Annotated in this window: 16 protein-coding genes and 1 pseudogene; 11 read left to right on the top strand and 6 right to left on the bottom strand. The window is 65.0% G+C overall.

What is annotated here, in order from left to right:
- Positions 1-6 precede the first annotated feature (6 nt).
- Positions 7-1,794, bottom strand: coding sequence for a glycosyltransferase (locus ACZY1I_RS23285; RefSeq protein WP_463757769.1), 1,788 nt, complete (start codon positions 1,792-1,794; stop codon positions 7-9).
- A 118-nt stretch (positions 1,795-1,912) separates the two neighbouring features.
- On the opposite strand from ACZY1I_RS23285, the gene ACZY1I_RS23280 reads away from it, so the two are divergent.
- The 9 genes from ACZY1I_RS23280 to egtE all read left to right on the top strand — a co-directional run bounded on the left by ACZY1I_RS23280 (position 1,913) and on the right by egtE (position 10,564).
- Complete coding sequence (locus ACZY1I_RS23280; protein WP_463757962.1) at positions 1,913-2,275, top strand: hypothetical protein; 363 nt, start codon at positions 1,913-1,915, stop codon at positions 2,273-2,275.
- Between the two features lie 133 nt (positions 2,276-2,408).
- A complete protein-coding gene (locus ACZY1I_RS23275) occupies positions 2,409-2,849 on the top strand; it encodes a hypothetical protein (RefSeq protein WP_463757767.1) in 441 nt (146 codons plus the stop codon).
- Positions 2,850-3,038: 189 nt separating this feature from the next.
- Positions 3,039-4,487, top strand: coding sequence for a catalase (locus ACZY1I_RS23270; protein ID WP_463757763.1), 1,449 nt, complete (start codon positions 3,039-3,041; stop codon positions 4,485-4,487).
- A 27-nt stretch (positions 4,488-4,514) separates the two neighbouring features.
- A complete protein-coding gene (locus ACZY1I_RS23265; protein ID WP_463757761.1) occupies positions 4,515-4,943 on the top strand; it encodes an organic hydroperoxide resistance protein in 429 nt (142 codons plus the stop codon).
- Between the two features lie 210 nt (positions 4,944-5,153).
- On the top strand, positions 5,154-6,461 hold the full coding sequence (egtA, locus tag ACZY1I_RS23260; protein ID WP_463757758.1) for an ergothioneine biosynthesis glutamate--cysteine ligase EgtA: 1,308 nt from the start codon (positions 5,154-5,156) through the stop codon (positions 6,459-6,461).
- Entirely contained in the window at positions 6,458-7,738 is a 1,281-nt protein-coding gene (gene egtB, locus ACZY1I_RS23255) for an ergothioneine biosynthesis protein EgtB (protein WP_463757755.1), read from the top strand. Before egtA ends, egtB begins: the two co-directional genes overlap by 4 nt.
- On the top strand, positions 7,738-8,460 hold the full coding sequence (egtC, locus tag ACZY1I_RS23250) for an ergothioneine biosynthesis protein EgtC (RefSeq protein WP_463757752.1): 723 nt from the start codon (positions 7,738-7,740) through the stop codon (positions 8,458-8,460). Before egtB ends, egtC begins: the two co-directional genes overlap by 1 nt.
- Entirely contained in the window at positions 8,460-9,425 is a 966-nt protein-coding gene (gene egtD, locus ACZY1I_RS23245; RefSeq protein WP_463757750.1) for an L-histidine N(alpha)-methyltransferase, read from the top strand. Before egtC ends, egtD begins: the two co-directional genes overlap by 1 nt.
- On the top strand, positions 9,422-10,564 hold the full coding sequence (gene egtE, locus ACZY1I_RS23240; protein ID WP_463757746.1) for an ergothioneine biosynthesis PLP-dependent enzyme EgtE: 1,143 nt from the start codon (positions 9,422-9,424) through the stop codon (positions 10,562-10,564). The genes egtD and egtE overlap by 4 nt, the downstream gene beginning before the upstream one ends.
- Positions 10,565-10,569: 5 nt before the next feature.
- Here egtE and ACZY1I_RS23235 read toward each other — a convergent pair whose 3' ends face one another.
- The 3 genes from ACZY1I_RS23235 to ACZY1I_RS23225 all read right to left on the bottom strand — a co-directional run bounded on the left by ACZY1I_RS23235 (position 10,570) and on the right by ACZY1I_RS23225 (position 13,640).
- Positions 10,570-11,256 carry a class I SAM-dependent methyltransferase gene (locus ACZY1I_RS23235; protein WP_463757743.1) on the bottom strand — a complete coding sequence of 229 codons (687 nt, stop codon included), beginning with the start codon at positions 11,254-11,256 and terminating at the stop codon, positions 10,570-10,572.
- A gap of 78 nt (positions 11,257-11,334) precedes the next feature.
- The gene (locus tag ACZY1I_RS23230; RefSeq protein WP_463757740.1) at positions 11,335-12,819 is read right to left on the bottom strand and encodes a glutamate-cysteine ligase family protein; all 1,485 of its coding nucleotides are present in this window, start codon (positions 12,817-12,819) and stop codon (positions 11,335-11,337) included.
- A gap of 17 nt (positions 12,820-12,836) precedes the next feature.
- Positions 12,837-13,640 (bottom strand): methyltransferase domain-containing protein, encoded by an 804-nt coding sequence (locus ACZY1I_RS23225; RefSeq protein WP_463757738.1) that lies wholly within the window; start codon positions 13,638-13,640, stop codon positions 12,837-12,839.
- Positions 13,641-13,663: 23 nt separating this feature from the next.
- Here ACZY1I_RS23225 and glpK point away from each other — a divergent pair.
- A pseudogene (glpK, locus tag ACZY1I_RS23220) lies at positions 13,664-15,210 on the top strand (glycerol kinase GlpK).
- A gap of 25 nt (positions 15,211-15,235) precedes the next feature.
- Here the strand turns inward: glpK and ACZY1I_RS23215 are convergent.
- On the bottom strand, positions 15,236-15,955 hold the full coding sequence (locus tag ACZY1I_RS23215) for a PadR family transcriptional regulator (protein WP_463757735.1): 720 nt from the start codon (positions 15,953-15,955) through the stop codon (positions 15,236-15,238).
- Positions 15,956-16,106: 151 nt separating this feature from the next.
- Here ACZY1I_RS23215 and ACZY1I_RS23210 point away from each other — a divergent pair, with 151 nt between their 5' ends.
- Positions 16,107-16,496 carry a hypothetical protein gene (locus ACZY1I_RS23210; protein ID WP_463757733.1) on the top strand — a complete coding sequence of 130 codons (390 nt, stop codon included), beginning with the start codon at positions 16,107-16,109 and terminating at the stop codon, positions 16,494-16,496.
- Here the strand turns inward: ACZY1I_RS23210 and ACZY1I_RS23205 are convergent.
- A complete protein-coding gene (locus ACZY1I_RS23205; RefSeq protein ID WP_463757731.1) occupies positions 16,493-17,419 on the bottom strand; it encodes an RDD family protein in 927 nt (308 codons plus the stop codon). The genes ACZY1I_RS23210 and ACZY1I_RS23205 overlap by 4 nt on opposite strands.
- Positions 17,420-17,455 lie beyond the last annotated feature (36 nt).

The following is a 17,455-nucleotide window of genomic DNA, read 5'->3' as shown; positions in this document are numbered from 1 at the left end:
GTCTGATCAGAGTGTCGGGGTGCCGGCAGTGACGCATACGCACAGCACCTCGTCGAGGGTGGCCGACTGCAGCCCCGCGCTGACCGCACGCCGCCTGAGGTCGATGATCGGGTCCAGGGCATTGCCGTCGATCCCGCCGACCCCGTCCAGGCGGGTGATGTCGAACATGGCCGGACCGTTCGTCAACGCGTTGCCGACCACGTAGCGGCCCGCGACGTCGTCTCGGCGAACCTCGCTCCCAACTGCGCAGGCACCGCTGATGTTTGTCGCGTCGGCGAAGTTGACCCCGACTTGTAGCACAGTTGGTTCAGCGTCGAGCACCGCAGCCAGGCGGCCCGCGTAGCTTTCGGGCGCGAAGAATGTCCAGCCGCGGCCCAGGTGCATCCACAACCTTCCGTCGATCTGACTGCGGATCTGTGCCCAGGGTGTGCCCGACCCATCGGGAGAGCTGAACTCCAGGAACGGGTACATGTCTTCGAGCGTTGCCCGATCCCCGACTGACAAGCCTGCATCTACTGCCAGGAATCGGCCGATGCGCGATACGTCGGTGCAGCAGTTCAGGAATGAGTTCATCGTGTAGATGACGGGATCGCGTTCCGGGCCGACAATTAGGCTGACGGTGACGTCTCCGACACGCGGATCGGTAGCAAGCCGCTGTACCAATTGCTCAGGGTATGCGCATGCCTGATTGATGATCATTGGCGCGCAAATGTCGCGGTTCCGTGCGGTCCTCGTCCGCTCCTCGTCGGACACTTCGGGGTTGGCGACTATCTGGCGGAAAATGCTGAATGCCTCGTCCTGCCGGCCGAGCATGCCCGCACACACCGCTTGCTCTTCGGCTGCGCGGAAGGTGTGAACTTCCTCCTGAGTAAGTAGCGTGTCGCCTTCCGGAAATGGGATTTCGGCGGCGAGCTTGGCGAATTGGTAACCGAGTTGATATCGCTCGTTGGCGCGGTAGTAAGTCGCGAGGGCGTAGAGGGGCTCGGCGCGGGTCGGGCGATATTCCCATGCTGACAGGTACGCGTCTTGAATATCGGGCCAGGAGCCACCGCCTTGTGCCAGGGACTCCGCAATCCGGTACTTAGCGTGAAAGACTTCCTCTTCGTTACCACCGAGATCGGCCCGCCGCGCATACCATTTGCGCGCGTTCTCGTAGTCGCGCAGAAAGAAATAACTCTGGGCCAGGTGAATGACCTTAGCCGCGTCCTCTGGAGCCTTTTCGACCTCGGCTAGCAGCAGGTCGCGATCACGGGCAAAGGTCTGCGGATCCTGGCTGCGGGCACCGAGGTGACGGTATTCAATGTGATAGTCGCCTTCGAGGCGCGCAACATCGCAGGCGCGGTCGCATTCGATGGACTCGTGGACTACGCCCTTATAGCGAATGGGCAACCCGTCGCGGAACAACTGCGGCTTCCATACGACTGATTCATTGCTTTTGACGCGAAGCATGTAGATCTCGGCCGTGAGGTCGCCGAAGTCAGGCGTCCCTTTGACCACGTCGTCGGCATCGACGACCCAGACGTAGTCGCCACGACCTTGGGCGAGGTTCAAAGCCTCGGACCGGTTATGTCCGAAGTCGCGCCAGGGGCGCTCGTGCAGATCACCGGCGATGCCGAGGCGGGTCATGTGGTTGCGGATCACGTCCTGGGTCCCGTCGTCCGAACCAGTGTCGACGATGACCCACGAACTGATATAAGGCGCAACCGAATCAAGGGTTTCGGTGACGATATGCGCCTCGTTTCGGACGATCATGTTGAGGCAGATCGTGGGGCGCGTGGTTACGGAGCCAGACACGGGCAGATCGTACCCGCAACCCATCGGGCGGTGAGCTTTACCAGCTCAGGTCGGGTGCTTGCTCTCATAGCTGGCACCTAAGTAGCGCATAGCCATTACTACTGGTTGCCCGGGCATCATCCGTCTCATGAGCCAAATTGCTGACACGCCAACCACGCGGACCTCTACTGCGGTCGCACCACCGCCCGAACACCGCACGCCCAAGGTCTTCAAGGCCGCGGCGTGGGTGGCCATCGTTGCTGGGATCGTTTTCATCGTCTCGGTCATCTTCTTCACCGGATTCCGGCTAGGCCTGATGAGTGGCCACCATGGCGGCGGACACCATGGTCACCACAAGCACCACCCGGCGATGTATCACCATTCGGGCTTCCCCCAGGGAGGGTCACCGCAGGTGGGTCCGGGCAATAGCCCCGGCGGGCCGGGACAGGTGCCGTCCTCAGTCGCGCCATCGCCGACGCCGACTCCGACACCCGGCCGCTAAGACCTGTAACCGATAGCCCGGCGCTCGCACGAGCGCCGGGCTACATCTTTATTCAACAGCTACATCTTTATTCAGGACAACTTTGTCGTGATGCCCCTTTACGGTGCTGTGCGCCTGAGCGATATTCAAAGACATGAGTGATACACCCGGACCCTCAGCCCCCGGCGCGACTGCCACGGCGCCGCCCCCACCGCCGCCGCAGGAAAAGCCTCCGCGCCTCTACCGGGTCGCGGCTTGGGTGGTGATCATCGCCGGGATCACGTTCATCGCCTCGACGCTGTTCTTCGCCGGGGCCATGGTTTTCGGCGGGTGTCACCACCACCACCGTCATCACCACGGCATGTTCCACCCCGGAGGACCCGGTGGACCCGGAGGGCCCGGAGGCGGAGGTCCCGGCGCCGGCAGCCCGTGGCAGTTCCAATTCCCCGGCCCGCCGCCTCCCGGTATGGGGCCCGGGTTCCCCGGCATGGGACCAGGGTTCCCCGGTGGCCCGGCCGGCGGCCCGCCTGGGGCCAGTCCCGCGCAGCCGCCGACTTCGGGCCCGAGCACGCCCAGCAGCCCGCCCGGCCGTTAGCTTCGTCGGGTCGCGACCGTGGGGCCTGCCGGATTCACCGGAGCGCTGACGGTTTTGCCGTCTGCTACCGGGGTAACACAGAAGGCACAGCCCATTCGTGTTCGGCGGCGTGCGCCGGACTTGGCGGCATGGTGCCCGCCGTGTCGCCCTTGATTTCCGTTCGACAGCCCAGTTCAAGGAGATTGCGAAATGACGGAGCGCTACACCACCACTGACGGCGGCAGCCCCGCTCCCAGTGACAAAGAGTCGTTGACCATTGGTCCCGACGGACCAATCCTGCTGCAGGACCACTACCTGATCGAGCAGATGGCGCAGTTCAACCGGGAACGCATCCCGGAACGCCAACCGCATGCCAAAGGTGGCGGCGCCTTCGGCCATTTCGAGGTCACCAACGACGTCAGCAAGTTCACTCGCGCGGCGGTATTTCAGCCAGGTACCAAGACCGACACGCTGATCAGGTTCTCCACCGTCGCGGGCGAGCGCGGCAGCCCAGACACCTGGCGGGATCCGCGTGGATTCTCGCTGAAGTTCTACACGTCGGAGGGGAACTTCGACATGGTCGGCAATAACACGCCGGTCTTCTTCATCCGCGACCCAATGAAGTTCCAGCACTTCATCCGCTCCCAGAAGCGCTTGCAGGCGAGCAACGTTCGCGATCACACCATGCAGTGGGACTTCTGGACCCTCACGCCGGAGTCGGCGCACCAGGTGACCTGGTTGATGGGCGACCGCGGCATACCCAAAAACTGGCGGCACATGAACGGCTACAGCAGCCACACCTACAGCTGGCTCAACGCCGCAGACGAGATGTTCTGGGTGAAGTACCACTTCATCAGCGACCAGGGCATCGACTACTTGTCGCAGCAGGACGCCGACCGGTTGGCCGGGGAAGATGGCGACTACCACCAGCGCGACCTCTACGAATCGATCGAGGGCGGCGACTTCCCGAGTTGGACGCTGAAGATGCAGATCATGCCTTTCGAGGAGGCTAAGACCTACCGGTTCAATCCCTTCGACCTCACCAAGGTGTGGCCGCACAGCGACTACCCGCTGATCGACGTAGGCAAGCTGACATTGGACCGCAACGTCACCGACTACCACACCGAAATGGAACAGGCCGCCTTCGAACCGAACAATATTGTGCCCGGCACCGGACTGAGCCCGGACAAGATGCTGCTCGCCCGCGGCTTCTCCTACGCCGACGCACACCGGGCGCGCCTCGGGACGAACTACAAGCAGATCCCCGTCAACTCCCCGCAAGTGGAGGTCAACAGCTACTCCAAAGACGGTGCGATGCGGATCAAGAACGTGTCGGATCCGGTGTACGCGCCCAACTCGTTCGGCGGACCGCACGCGGACCCGAAGCGCGCGGCCGAGGTGCGCTGGTTCGCCGACGGTGAAATGGTTCGGTCGGCCTATACCTTGCGAGAAGAGGACGACGACTGGGGCCAGGCCGGCACGTTGGTTCGGGAGGTCCTCGACGACGACGCTCGGGAACGCTTGGCCACCAACATCATTGGGCACGTCTCGAAGGGCGTGAAAGAGCCGGTGCTGTCGCGGGTGTTCGAATACTGGAGCAACGTCGACCCCGACCTCGGCAAGAAGGTCGAAGAGGGAGTCCGGGCGAACCTGGGGTGACATTCACGGGCTGGCATGATCGAGCCCATGAGCATCGAAGTCGTTTACACCACTGCATCTACCGCGACGGGCGGCGGCCGTGACGGCCACGTGAAGTCCGATGACGGCCGCATCGACCTGGACACCCGCCCGCCCAAGACGCTGGGTGGCAGCGGCGAGGGAACCAACCCCGAGCAGCTGTTCTCCGCGGGGTACGCGGCGTGTTTCCTCGGTGCGCTCCGGTTGGTCGCGGGCAAGGCGAAGGTCAAGCTCGACGACGCCACCGATGTCACCGTCGAGATCGGGTTCGGTAAGGACTCCGAGGGCGGGTTCGGGTTGACCGGCAAGATCATTGGTTACCTGCCGGGTCTCGAGCAGAGCGCCGCGGATGACTTGGTGAAGCAGGCGCACGGCGTGTGCCCGTACTCCAAGGCCACTCGCGGCAACGTCGACGTGGACGTCTCGGCCAAGGTCTGACCTTGCGCCGGCGCGCCAGGGTCCAACCGACCCCGGAGCAATAGTCGGCCAGAATTTGGGTACTTGTCTACCTCGTGCAATCCGGGTGGACGGGAATATGTCGGGGCCCTCTGGTAGATGAAGTGTTGGTGGCTATCGTTCCGATAGCTGCGAAGAGTGCTGGCCCAGAGCAAGATGGTTCAGAGGAATGCGGCCCGGAGGGATCGTGATATGACACGCATCGCTACCACCGCGCCGGCTCCGCAGCTCGACGGCGGGCACCCGACTGACACCGAGTTGACCAGTTCGGCGGCTGTGGCGGAACAGATCGCCGGCAGCTGCCTCGCCGACGGCCCGTTGGGTACGGTCGGCCTGGAACTCGAGGCGCATTGCTTCGACCCGGCCGATCCACTCCGCAGGCCGGGCTGGGAGGAGATCTCCGAGGTCCTCAAGTGGATCGGTCCGTTACCGAGCGGCAGCGCGATAACTTTGGAACCCGGTGGCGCCGTTGAACTTTCGGGGCCGCCCGCGGACGGAGTGCTGCCTGCGATCGAGGCGATGATCCGCGATCAGGCGGTGCTGCGATCGTCTTTCGCCGACTCTGGGTTGGGGCTGGTGTTCCTTGGTACGGACCCGTTGCGGGAACCGATGCGCATCAACCCGGGCGCCCGTTACCGCGCGATGGAACAGTTCTTTGCCGCCAGCCACAGTGGGGCGGCAGGTGCGTCCATGATGACGTCGACGGCATCGATCCAGGTCAACCTGGACGCCGGACCGCAGGCGGGCTGGGCTGACCGGGTGCGCTTGGCCCACGCGCTGGGGCCCACGATGATCGCGATCGCGGCCAACTCTCCGATGCTGGGGGGTGAATTCTCTGGTTGGCAGTCCACCCGGCAGTGGGTGTGGGGTCAGATGGATTCCGCGCGGTGTGGTCCCGTCCTCGGTGTCAGCGGAGACGACCCCGGCACCGACTGGGCCCGGTACGCACTGAAGGCGCCGGTGATGATGGTGCGACACCCGGACACCCAAGACGCCATCGCAGTCACCTATTACGTGCCATTCACCGACTGGGTGGACGGTCGGGTGCTGTTGGGTGATCGCCGACCCACAGTCGCCGACTTGGAATATCACCTGACCACGCTTTTCCCTCCGGTCCGGCCACGGCAGTGGCTGGAAATCCGCTATCTGGACAGTGTCCCGGACACCATCTGGCCGGCGTTGGTATTCACCTTGACGAAGCTGCTCGACGACGCGGCGGCCGCCCAACTGGCAGCCGAGGCGGTCGAACCAGTGGCCACTGCCTGGGATACCGCGGCCCGCCTCGGGCTTCGCGATCGGCGCCTCTATACCGCCGCCAACCGATGTCTGGCGATCGCCGCCGAGCAGGTCCCGCCGGAACTCGTCGACCCGATGCAACAGTTGATGCTGAACGTCGAGACGGGGCGCAGCCCGGCCGACGACTTCTCCGACCGGGTGATCGAACACGGCATCGCAGCCGAGGTTTCGCGGGCCGCGGGCGGGTCCCTAGGGGAATCGTGACGGCGGCGCGGGAACGGCTTGCCGGCGATTTGGAGCGCGCGCGCACCCGCACGTTGCGCCTGGTCGACTTCGATGATGCCGAACTTCGGCGCCAGTACGACCCCTTGATGAGCCCTCTGGTGTGGGACTTGGCCCATATCGGCCAGCAGGAAGAGTTGTGGCTGCTGCGGAACGGAAATCCCGATCGCCCGGGAATGCTGCCGCACGAGGTCGAAGGGCTTTACGACGCCTTTGTGCATTCGCGGGCCAGTCGGGTGGAGCTTCCGCTGCTCTCGCCGGTGCAGGCCCGGACGTATTGCCGCACAGTTCGTGACGCCGCGCTCGATGCGCTGGACACCCTCTCGGACGACGCGAGCGACTTCCATTTCGGGCTGGTCGTCAGCCACGAGAATCAGCACGGCGAAACCATGTTGCAGGCGCTGAACCTGCGGACCGGCGCGCCCCTGCTGGGGGAGATCGCCCCTGTTCCCGCGGGGCGTCCCGGTCTGGCGGGAACGTCGGTGCTGGTGCCGGGCGGGTCGTTCACGCTTGGCGTGGATGCGGCGAGTGAGCCTTACTCGCTGGACAATGAGCGTCCCGCACACCTGGTCGATCTGCCGTCATTCCGGATCGGACGTGTTCCGGTGACCAACGGCGAATGGCGCCAATTCATCGAGGACGGCGGTTACGCGCAACCGCGGTGGTGGTCGACTCGCGGTTGGCAGCATCGCCAGCAAGCGGGCCTGACGGCGCCGCAATTTTGGAGCCCCGACGCGCGAAACCGCACCCGGTTCGGCTACGTCGAGGACGTGCCTGCCGATGAACCGGTACAGCACATCAGCTACTTCGAAGCCGAGGCCTACGCAGCGTGGGCCGGCGCCCGACTGCCTACCGAGATGGAATGGGAAAAGGCCTGCTGCTGGGATCCCTCGACGGACTCGCGCCGGCGCTATCCGTGGGGTGACCGTTTTCCCTCTGGTGACGTGGCCAACCTGGGGGGCGGCGCTCTGCGCCCGGCGCCCGTCGGCGCCTACCCCGCAGGCGCTTCCGCGTACGGAGTCGAACAGATGCTCGGCGATGTCTGGGAATGGACCAGTTCGCCGTTACGTCCATGGCCTGGCTTCGTGCCGATGATCTACGAGCGCTACTCCCAGCCCTTCTTCGACGGCGACTACCGGGTGCTGCGCGGTGGGTCGTGGGCGGTGGAGTCGTCGATCGTGCGACCCAGCTTCCGCAACTGGGACCACCCGTATCGCCGTCAGATCTTCTCCGGTGTCCGATTGGCCTGGGACGTCTGATGTGTCGTCATCTGGGATGGCTCGGTGAACCGGTCAGCGTTTCCTCGCTGGTGCTCGACCCACCGCACGGGCTGCAGACCCAGTCCTACGCGCCGCGCCGGCAAAAGCACGGACTCATGAACGCGGATGGTTGGGGCGTCGGCTTTTTCGATGACTTGTCGGAGGGTGGCACGCCGCGCCGCTGGCGCAGCCCCGCGCCGTTGTGGGGCGAAGCTTCGTTTCAATCGGTGGCGCCGGCGCTGCGCAGCCACTGTTTGGTGGCAGCGGTGCGCTCGGCCACGGTAGGCATGCCCATCGAGGCCACCGCCACCGCTCCGTTCACCGACGGGCAGTGGCTGCTGTCGCATAACGGCGTCGTCGACCGCGCGGTCCTGCCGCTCAGTGCGGCTGCCGAATCAGTCTGTGACAGTGCCGTTCTCGCGGCGGAAATCTTCACTCGAGGACTGGATGCATTGGGCGACACCATCGTCGAGGTCGGCACCGCCGATCCACTGGCCAGGCTGAACATCATGGCCGCCAACGGTTCTCGGCTGGTTGCGACCACGTGGGGTGACACGCTGTCCATCCTGCGCCGCCCGGACGGCGTGGTGCTGGCCAGCGAACCCTATGACGACGACCCAGCCTGGGAAGACGTGCCGGACCAACATCTGGTGGAGGTGGTCGGCGGCGCCGGTGCCGTCGACATCGCCATCACCGCACTGAACCGTTCGAAAGGATTCTGATGACGCTGTCGCTGTCCAACCACCTTGCCGAGGACTCTGCCTTGCATGCGTTGCGCCGCGATGTCTTCGTCGGGCTGCAGCAGACACCGAAGTCGTTGCCGCCCAAATGGTTCTACGACGAGGTAGGCAGCGATCTATTCGATCAGATCACCCGGCTGCCGGAGTACTATCCGACGCGCGCCGAGGCCGCCATTCTGCGGGCCAGGTCAGCCGAGATCGCATCGGCCAGCCAGGCCGATACGTTGGTCGAACTGGGTAGTGGCACTTCGGAAAAGACCCGGATGCTGTTGAACGCGCTGCGCGACCGCGGTTCGCTGCGCCGCTTCGTACCCTTCGACGTCGACGCCAGCGTGCTGGAGGCGGCCGCCGCCGCCATCCAAAGCGAGTACGGCGGCATCGAAATCAATGCTGTCTGTGGTGATTTCGAGGAACATCTGACCGAGATCCCGGGTGGTGGACGGCGGCTGTTCGTGTTCTTGGGCTCTACGATCGGCAACCTCACGCCGGGACCTCGTTCCGATTTCCTTGCGAGCCTGTCCGGTGTGATGCGGCCGGGGGACAGCCTGCTGCTGGGTACCGACCTGGTCAAGGACACCGATCGACTGGTGCGGGCATACGACGACGCCGCCGGCGTCACCGCCCGGTTCAATCGCAACGTGCTCGCGGTCGTCAACCGGCAACTCGACGCGGATTTCGACATCGACGCCTATCAGCACGTCGCCCGCTGGAACGTCGAGGAGAAACGGATTGAGATGTGGCTTCGGTCCGCACGCCGACAGCAGGTCCGGGTCGGCGGGCTGCAACTGACCGTTGACTTCGACGAAGGCGAAGAGATGCTGACCGAGGTCTCCTGCAAGTTTCGACCGGACGCGGTGCGCGCCGAACTGGCGGCCGTGGGGTTGCAACGAACCAGGTGGTGGACCGACGACGCCGGCGACTTCGGTTTGTCTCTCGCCGCCAAATGACGCTGGCCGAGCAATGGCGAGCCGCGCGGCCGCCGGCCGCCGGGCTACACCTCGACAACGCGGCGTGCTCCCGGCAGAGCTTTGCGGCGCTGGATGCCGCGGCCAAGCACGCACTGCACGAATCCGAGGTCGGCGGGTACCTTGCGGCCGAGGCGGCCGCGCCGGCGCTGGACGCCGGACGCGCTGCTGTGGCGACATTGTGCGGAGGGCCTGAGGCTGCGGATCTCGACGTGGTGTTCACGACCGGTTCGCTGCATTCGCTGGACTTGTTGCTGGGCAGTTGGCCGCGCGACCGTCGCACGTTGGCGTGCCTGCCCGGTGAGTACGGGCCGAATCTGGCTGTGATGGCCGCGCACGGATTCGAGGTACGGCAGCTGCCGACGTTGGATGACGGTCGGCTGGCCATTGATGACGCGGCGTTTGAGCTCGAGGAAAACCCGCCCGACTTAGTGCACCTGACGCCGGTTGCCAGCCACCGCGGCACCGTGCAACCGCTGGCGATGGTGGCACAGCTGTGCCGCGAACTGGGTGTGCCCCTGATTGTCGATGCCGCTCAGGCGCTTGGGCAGATCGATTGCGCGGTAGGTGCCGACGCCACCTATACGTCGTCGCGCAAGTGGGTTGCCGGCCCGCGGGGCGTCGGGGCGCTGGCGTTGCGGCCGGACTTGGCGGAGCGGCTGACCCCGCGGCTGGCGGCGCCGCAGTGGGCCGCAAGTGCATCCGTCGTCGAGCAGCTCGGTTTTGGTGAGGCCAATATCGCTGCGCGAGTAGGGTTTTCGGTCGCATTGGGGGAGTATCTGGCATGCGGCCCGCAGGTGGTCCGTGCTCGGTTGGCCGAATTGGGTGCGATCGCGCGCGGTTTGCTGGCCGACGTAGACGGCTGGGTGGTGGTCGAGGAAGTCGACGAGCCCAGCGCGATAACAACTTTGGCGCCAGTCGATGGTGCCGACCCTGAAGAGGTGCGCGCGTGGTTGCTCACCGAGCGACGGATCCTGACCACTTTCGCCGGAGTTCCCCGAGCGCCGATGGAGTTGACGGGCCCGGTGCTGCGCATCTCGCCGCACGTCGACGCCACGGCCGCTGAGCTGGAGTTGTTCGCCGAGGCGTTGATAGCCGCGACCGCCGCGACCTCGGCCTGAGGCTGTCAGTCGGCTTTGTGCGCCGTCAGCAGAAAGGCGGGCATCTTCATCCGGCCCTTCTCGTCCTGCTCGTGCGACGGAAACTCGATCGGCGGGACGGGTACCCCCGGCGGAATCGTCGGGCCTTTCGCGTGGATGAACGCCGGCCGGATCTCGTCGATCTCCCAGTATTTGCTGACGGCGGAACGCAATTCGTCCTCGTCGACTTCGTTGGGTTTGGTGTCGATACCCGCCGGGAAAGCGCCCTTGGCGAACACCAGCACGTAATAACTGGCACCCGGCGCGGCTGCCCGGTGGACCGATTTCAGGTAACCGTCCCGGCCCTCGACCGGCAGCGAGTGGAACAGCGTGCTGTCGATGACGGTGGCGAAGCGGCCGTCATGACCGGCGAACTCCGTGATGTCGGCCTGCTCGAACGTGGCCGTCGTCAGCCCACGCTCGGCAGCGGCCTTGGTGGCTGCCGCGATGGCGGTGGGGGTCAGGTCGACGCCATGAACGGTATAGCCCTGGGCGGCCAGTTCCAGTGACAGCTCCGCGTAGCCGCAACCGGCATCTAGCACGTCACTGCGGATCTTGCCTGCGTCGAGCAACGCGGCCAACTCGGGCTGCGGTTCGCCGATGTTCCACGGTGGTGGCCCCTGGAAAACGCCTTCCTGGTACGCGTGGTCCCAATCCATCACTTCAGGTGCCATGAATCCCAACGTACCCGCGGCTAGTTCGATGGTCGCGACCCGCGGCACCCCGGCTTGCGCCGGACCTTACGATCGCTCCTAATGATCCCACGTGTGGACCGGCTCATTGGCATGCATGTGCTCGCAGTACCGGCGCACCATCTCGGCCAGCGCCCGCGGCCGGGTCATTCCGGAGTCCTCCAAAGCAGCGACGGTGGATACCTGCCAGCTTGCACCGTTGCGCTTCGCCTTGGCGCGACCCTCGATGACCCCGAGGAAGCGGTCCCGCACCGCGACGTCCACCCCCCAGCGCTGCAGGCCCTCGTGGGCCATCGGCAGCAGGGTGTCCAGGACCAGTTCGGGGGCACTCACCTCACCCAGGCCGGGCCAGTGCAACCGAGCCCCGATGCCTTGCTGGGCCGCATCGAGGAAATTGCGGTGTGCCACCGAAAATCTCATCTGCGACCACACCGGTTGGTCGGCTTCGGACAAGGTGCGCAGCATCCCGTAGTAGAAGGCCGAATTCGCAAGCATGTCAATGACACTCGGCCCGGCCGGCAGGACCCGGTTCTCCAGGCGGAGGTGCGGACGTCCGACCCCGTTTGTTTCCACAACGTCGTACACGGGGCGGTTCCACCGGTAGACCGTGCCGTTGTGCAGACGCAATTCGGCCAACTGTGGGGCGCGGCCCGCGGTCAGTTCGGCGACCGGATCCTCATCGGACAGCTCGGGCAGCAACGACGGGAAATAGCGGATGTTCTCCTTGAACAGGTCGACGATCGAGGCGATCCACTGCTCGCCGAACCAGACCCGGGGCCGCACGCCTTGGGTTTTGAGCTCCTCAGGCCTGGTGTCGGTGGATTGGGAGAATAGTTCGATGCGGGTCTCCGACCACAGTTGGTGGCCGAAGAAGTACGGCGAATTCGCTCCCAACGCCAACTGTGGCCCGGCCAGTACTTGCGCGGCGTTCCAGTTCGCGGCGAAATCGTCGGGAGCCAGCTGCAGGTGCAATTGCATGCTGGTACAAGCGGATTCGGGTGCGATCGACGCGGCCTGCCAGCTCAGTGGCTCGGGCCCGGCGATATTGATCGGGATATCCTCGCCTCGGGCGTTGAAGATCGAATCATTGAGCGCCGTGTACCGCCTTGACTCACTCATCCAGCCCTCGGAGAGATGCTCGGGCATCAGGGTGGGCAGGATGCCGATCATCACGATGTGCGAGCCGCTTGAATTGGCTTTGAGTTCCGCATCATTGAGGCTGGCGCGCACCTCTCTCTCCAGGTCGAAGCCGGTGTGTCCGGGCAACGGACGGGGCGGCACATTGAATTCGATGTTGTAGGCGCCCAATTCGGTCTGGTAGGCCGGATCGGCGATGGCATCCAGCACGAATCGATTCGACATCGCGGGTTGGTAGTCGGCGTCGACCAGGTTGCATTCGATCTCCATGCCGGTGAGCGGTCGTTCGAAATCGAAGCTGGTCCGGTTGAGCATCGTCTCGAAAACATCTAGACACAGCCGCACCTTGCGCCGGTAATCCCGCCTATGTGCTCGGTCATACGCGGTGCGCTTGACCTCTTCGCCCACAACCCGATGCAACAGGGTTACTGGGCGTCACGCAAGTTTGCCTGATGGTGGCGACTTTTCGTGGCCACCGCGACTTGTGGCAACGGCCGCAACGACCTGTTGAAGATGGTGCCGCCGCGCAAGGTGACGTCCATCGCAGGATCGGCATATCTGGCCAGCGCCAGCAACGCCGACGGGCTGTAGGCGCGCAGCGAACTGATCACGCCGTCGTGCACCATCGGGATTGCGCTGAACGGCAGCATCTGCGCCAACCGCATCAGGTGTACGACAGAGCGCGGTCGCGGCAGATCGATGATCACCAGCTTGTCGGCGACCCGGGTGCCTTCGGCGAATACCCGGCACGCGAGCGTCGGTGGCAAGTGGTGAAACGACAACGCGAACACCGCCAGATCAAAGGCGCCGTCGGGTGCGTCGATAGCGGTGGCATCCATTTGCCGGATGTCGGCGCGCGGATGTTTGGCCAGGTCACCGGCGATTATTGCGGCCACCAACTGTGGGTCGACGTCGGTGACGGTGAGGTGCGCGCCGGGATGCATGTTCAGCAGCGTCCGAGACAATCCGCCGTGGCCGGATCCGAGCTCCAGGATTCTGGGTTCGTGGAGATCGCCGACTTCGTCGAGCACCATGCGGGCGACGGTGCTGTGCAGTCCGAAGAGTCGACCCACCCGGTCCAGGGAGCGGATGACCGCGCGCTTCTTGTGATCGACGTCGTCGCGGTCGATATATTCCGGGCGGTCGGTCTCCAACCGCCGGTCGAGCCACGACGCGTCGGGCCCGCCGCGCGGCATGCTCTCGATGTCTATGGGCACGTAGGCAATCATGGACGATTAGGCAATCACTGACGATTTCCAACGGCACCCTAGGAGAGTTCAGTTGGCTGAATTCGTTGCGGCCATCGATCAGGGCACCACCAGCACGCGCTGCATGATCTTTGATCACGACGGTGCCGAGGTCGCCCGTCACCAACTCGAGCACGACCAGATCCTGCCGCGTGCCGGCTGGGTGGAGCACAATCCGGTCGAGATCTGGGAGCGCACCGCCTCGGTGCTGATGTCGGTGCTGAACTCGAGCAACATCGCGGCGAAAGATATTGCGGCACTGGGTATCACCAATCAGCGTGAGACGACGCTGGTGTGGAACCGCAAGACCGGGCGTCCGTACTACAACGCAATCGTCTGGCAAGACACCCGCACCGACCGGATAGCGACGGCGCTGGACCGGGACGGTCGTGGCGACGTGATCCGACGAAAGGCGGGTCTACCGCCGGCGACCTACTTCTCCGGCGGCAAGCTGCAGTGGATATTGGAGAACGTCGACGGCGTGCGTGCGGACGCGGAGCGCGGCGACGCACTGTTCGGGACCGCTGACACCTGGGTCCTGTGGAATCTGACCGGCGGCCCGCGCGGGGGCGTGCACATCACCGACGTCACCAACGCCAGCAGGACCATGCTGATGAACCTGGAAACGCTGGATTGGGACGATGAACTGCTGTCGTTCTTCTCGATTCCGCGGGCGATGCTGCCGAAGATCGAGCCGTCGTCACCGCTGCAGCCCTACGGCGTGACGTCTGAAGCCGGTCCCGTGGGCGGCGAGGTGCCGATCACCGGCGTGCTCGGCGACCAGCACGCCGCGATGGTCGGCCAGGTGTGTCTGGAGGCAGGCGAGGCCAAGAACACGTACGGCACCGGCAATTTCCTGCTGCTCAACACCGGCGAGTCGATCGTGCGTTCGGAGAATGGCCTGCTGACCACGGTCTGCTACCAGTTTGGCGACGCCAAACCCGTTTATGCATTGGAGGGTTCGATCGCGGTCACCGGATCGGCCGTGCAGTGGCTGCGCGATCAACTGGGCATCATCAGTGGCGCCGCGCAAAGCGAGTCACTGGCCCGGCAGGTCGACGACAACGGCGGCGTCTACTTCGTGCCGGCGTTCTCGGGACTATTTGCGCCGTACTGGCGCTCCGACGCCCGGGGCGCCATCGTCGGGTTGTCGCGGTTCAACACCAATGCGCACGTCGCCCGCGCCACCCTCGAGGCGATCTGCTATCAGAGCCGCGACGTGGTGGACGCTATGAAGGCCGATTCCGGCGTCCATCTCGAAGTATTGAAGGTGGACGGCGGTATTACGGCCAACGATCTGTGCATGCAGATACAGGCTGACGTGCTGGGTGTGGACGTGGTTCGTCCGGTGGTCGCCGAGACGACCGCGCTTGGCGTCGCCTACGCGGCGGGGCTGTCAGTGGGGTATTGGGCCGACCCGTCCGACCTTCGTGCCAACTGGCAGGAGGACAAACGCTGGTCGCCGAACTGGGACGACGACCAGCGGGCCGAAGGGTACGCAGGCTGGCGCAAAGCAGTGCAGCGCACCCTGGATTGGGTCGACGTCTCCTGACCCAGGGTGCGCTGCCGTCTGGTGCTCAGTCCTCGCCGAGGATGCCGTAGACCTCGCGCCGTGCATTGTTGAGCACGTCGACAATGCGTTGCTGTTGCTCAGCGGTAGCAGCGTGGGTCGACTGCGCAACCGCGCCAAACAGCTGACGCGTCGCGGTCCGGAGGTTGATGTGTCCGGGAGCCACGCCCTCAGCGATCTCGTCCCACGGCGGGGTCTCGACCTTCTCCGCGGCGGCACGGCCGTCGTCGGTCAACTCGAAAAGCTTCTTGTTGCCGTCGGTTTCGTTGGCCGTGATCAGGCCCTCGTCGGTGAGCAACTGCAGGGTCGGGTAGACCGAACCGGGGCTCGGCTTCCAGATGCCATTGCTGCGCTCGGCGATCTGCTGGATCATCTCGTAGCCGTGCATCGGCCGATCGCTGAGCAGCACCAGGATGGCTGCCCGCACGTCGCCTCGCCGGCCACGGCCGCCGCGACGTCCGCCGCCTCGGCCGCCCGGCCCGAACCCGAAACCGGGGCCGAAGCCTGGACCGAATCCTGGGCCGAAGCCCGGACCAAAGCCCATCGGGCCGTCATGGTCGCCCGCTTGGTCGCGGAGGTTTTCGAAGAATTCCCGACGAGCGTGCCGCCTGGCGCCATGCAGTGCGCGCCGTTGTGCGGGGCCGGCTCCGGCGAAACCCGGCAGGCCGAATCCGAATCCCGGACGCGGGCCGAAAGGCCCGCTGGGAGGAGTGAATGGGGTGTTCATGTGTGTTGTCCTTCTGATGTCTTGGGGAGGTGCCGGTATGGCACTCTCCGATCTGTTTCCGACTATCACGATATATCGTAAACTAACGTGATGCAACGTCGGCTTCATTCCCGATCGTTTGTCCCGGGTCGATGGGGGTAGCACCTGACAGATGAACGGCGATAGCAGCAACATGACGGCGGCGAGTGGACACGACAGCGCTGCCGATCGCGCACGAGGCAAGAGTGACGACGGCAAGGCTCGTTCCGGGGTCAACTGGGTGTTGGCACTCTTGACGGTGCCGGGCGCGGCGATCGCCATGCTGTTCGCCCTCGGGGCGGTGATGAGCACTGATTCGTGCACCGGCGGTCAATGTCCCCGGCTGGGCGCGGGGATTAGCTTTGACGCCCTCTTCTACGGACCGCCGGTGGTGGCGCTGTTGGTGATCGTGGCATCGGTCTTCACCGCCAAGCGACGCAACGGCATCGCGGTTCCGGTGTGCGGATTGGGACTGCTGGTTGTCGACGTTGCCCTATTGGCGGTCAGCGTGGCGCAGTACTAGGTCGGAAGCGAAAATCCGCCCGCGTCAGAACTCTGAGTGGCGCTAGGACTGTGGACCGGCCCAGATTGTGGTGCACTAGGCGGCCCGGACGCCCATCCTTGCGGCGGTGATGGCCAACCCTGCGGTTGGGCCCAGCCCTGGGGTGGCGGCCAGCCAGGAGCCGGCGGCCCACCCGCAACGGGTTGCGGACGCAATCGAGCGAGTTCGCGCCGGTGCCGTTCGGCCAGCACCGCGGCGAGGATCAGTTGCGGCGGCACGCCCGGTGGCGGCGGTGGCGCGATGCGGGAGACCACGTCACCGGCGATCCGGTATGCCATCTGGTCTCGTAATGCGGGATCAAGTTGCGTCGCACGAGAGAGGAATTGGCGGGCCACCTCGGCCTGGCCGGGGGCCAGCCCGGACAGCTGTAACGACGCGGCCCAACCTGCCAGCGCCGGCGGCATCATCGGTGGCGGTCCGAGTCGTGGACCGCGCTCACTGACGACGACGGTGCCGGCGAACATGTCGCCGACGCGCTTGGCCTTCGGCGACAGCACGCTGCAGATGACTGCCGGGCTGCCCACCAGCATCCAGATCTCGATCACCGCTGCGAGCGCGCGGAACAACGCCTGGCGGAAGCGTTCCGGGCCGCCGTCGTCGGAGACGACGCGCAAGCCCATCACCATCTTGCCCACCGAGCGCCCCCTGGTAGCCGTCTCGACCATGACGGGGTAACCGACCATTGCCAGCACGGTGAAGATGATCAGGAAGGCGACGGTCAGAGCTTCATCGAATTGAGACAGCGAAGCCGCCCACATCATCAAGCCGAGGATGTAGACGGCAAAGACCACCGTGAGATCGATGATCGCGCTGAGGGCACGTACCGGTAGCTGAGCGATCTGGACGTCGAGTACTACGGCGTCCCCGGTAACGACCTCTGACATATTCCGAACGGTACAGGTTGTGGGGGAGGGTTACCG

Source organism: Mycobacterium sp. IDUB_37, from assembly GCF_055419245.1.
Note: the sequence above shows the minus strand (reverse complement) of the source record. Positions and strands in the feature narration are given on the sequence as shown.

Coding starts and splice junctions, on each gene's coding strand:
- ACZY1I_RS23275 (WP_463757767.1), top strand. CDS start 2,409: ATGAGTGATACACCCGGACCCTCAGCCCCCGGCGCGACTGCCACGGCG.
- ACZY1I_RS23270 (WP_463757763.1), top strand. CDS start 3,039: ATGACGGAGCGCTACACCACCACTGACGGCGGCAGCCCCGCTCCCAGT.
- ACZY1I_RS23265 (WP_463757761.1), top strand. CDS start 4,515: ATGAGCATCGAAGTCGTTTACACCACTGCATCTACCGCGACGGGCGGC.
- egtA (WP_463757758.1), top strand. CDS start 5,154: ATGACACGCATCGCTACCACCGCGCCGGCTCCGCAGCTCGACGGCGGG.
- egtC (WP_463757752.1), top strand. CDS start 7,738: ATGTGTCGTCATCTGGGATGGCTCGGTGAACCGGTCAGCGTTTCCTCG.
- egtD (WP_463757750.1), top strand. CDS start 8,460: ATGACGCTGTCGCTGTCCAACCACCTTGCCGAGGACTCTGCCTTGCAT.
- egtE (WP_463757746.1), top strand. CDS start 9,422: ATGACGCTGGCCGAGCAATGGCGAGCCGCGCGGCCGCCGGCCGCCGGG.
- ACZY1I_RS23235 (WP_463757743.1), bottom strand. CDS start 11,256: ATGGCACCTGAAGTGATGGATTGGGACCACGCGTACCAGGAAGGCGTT.
- ACZY1I_RS23225 (WP_463757738.1), bottom strand. CDS start 13,640: ATGATTGCCTACGTGCCCATAGACATCGAGAGCATGCCGCGCGGCGGG.
- ACZY1I_RS23215 (WP_463757735.1), bottom strand. CDS start 15,955: ATGAACACCCCATTCACTCCTCCCAGCGGGCCTTTCGGCCCGCGTCCG.
- ACZY1I_RS23210 (WP_463757733.1), top strand. CDS start 16,107: ATGAACGGCGATAGCAGCAACATGACGGCGGCGAGTGGACACGACAGC.
- ACZY1I_RS23205 (WP_463757731.1), bottom strand. CDS start 17,419: ATGTCAGAGGTCGTTACCGGGGACGCCGTAGTACTCGACGTCCAGATC.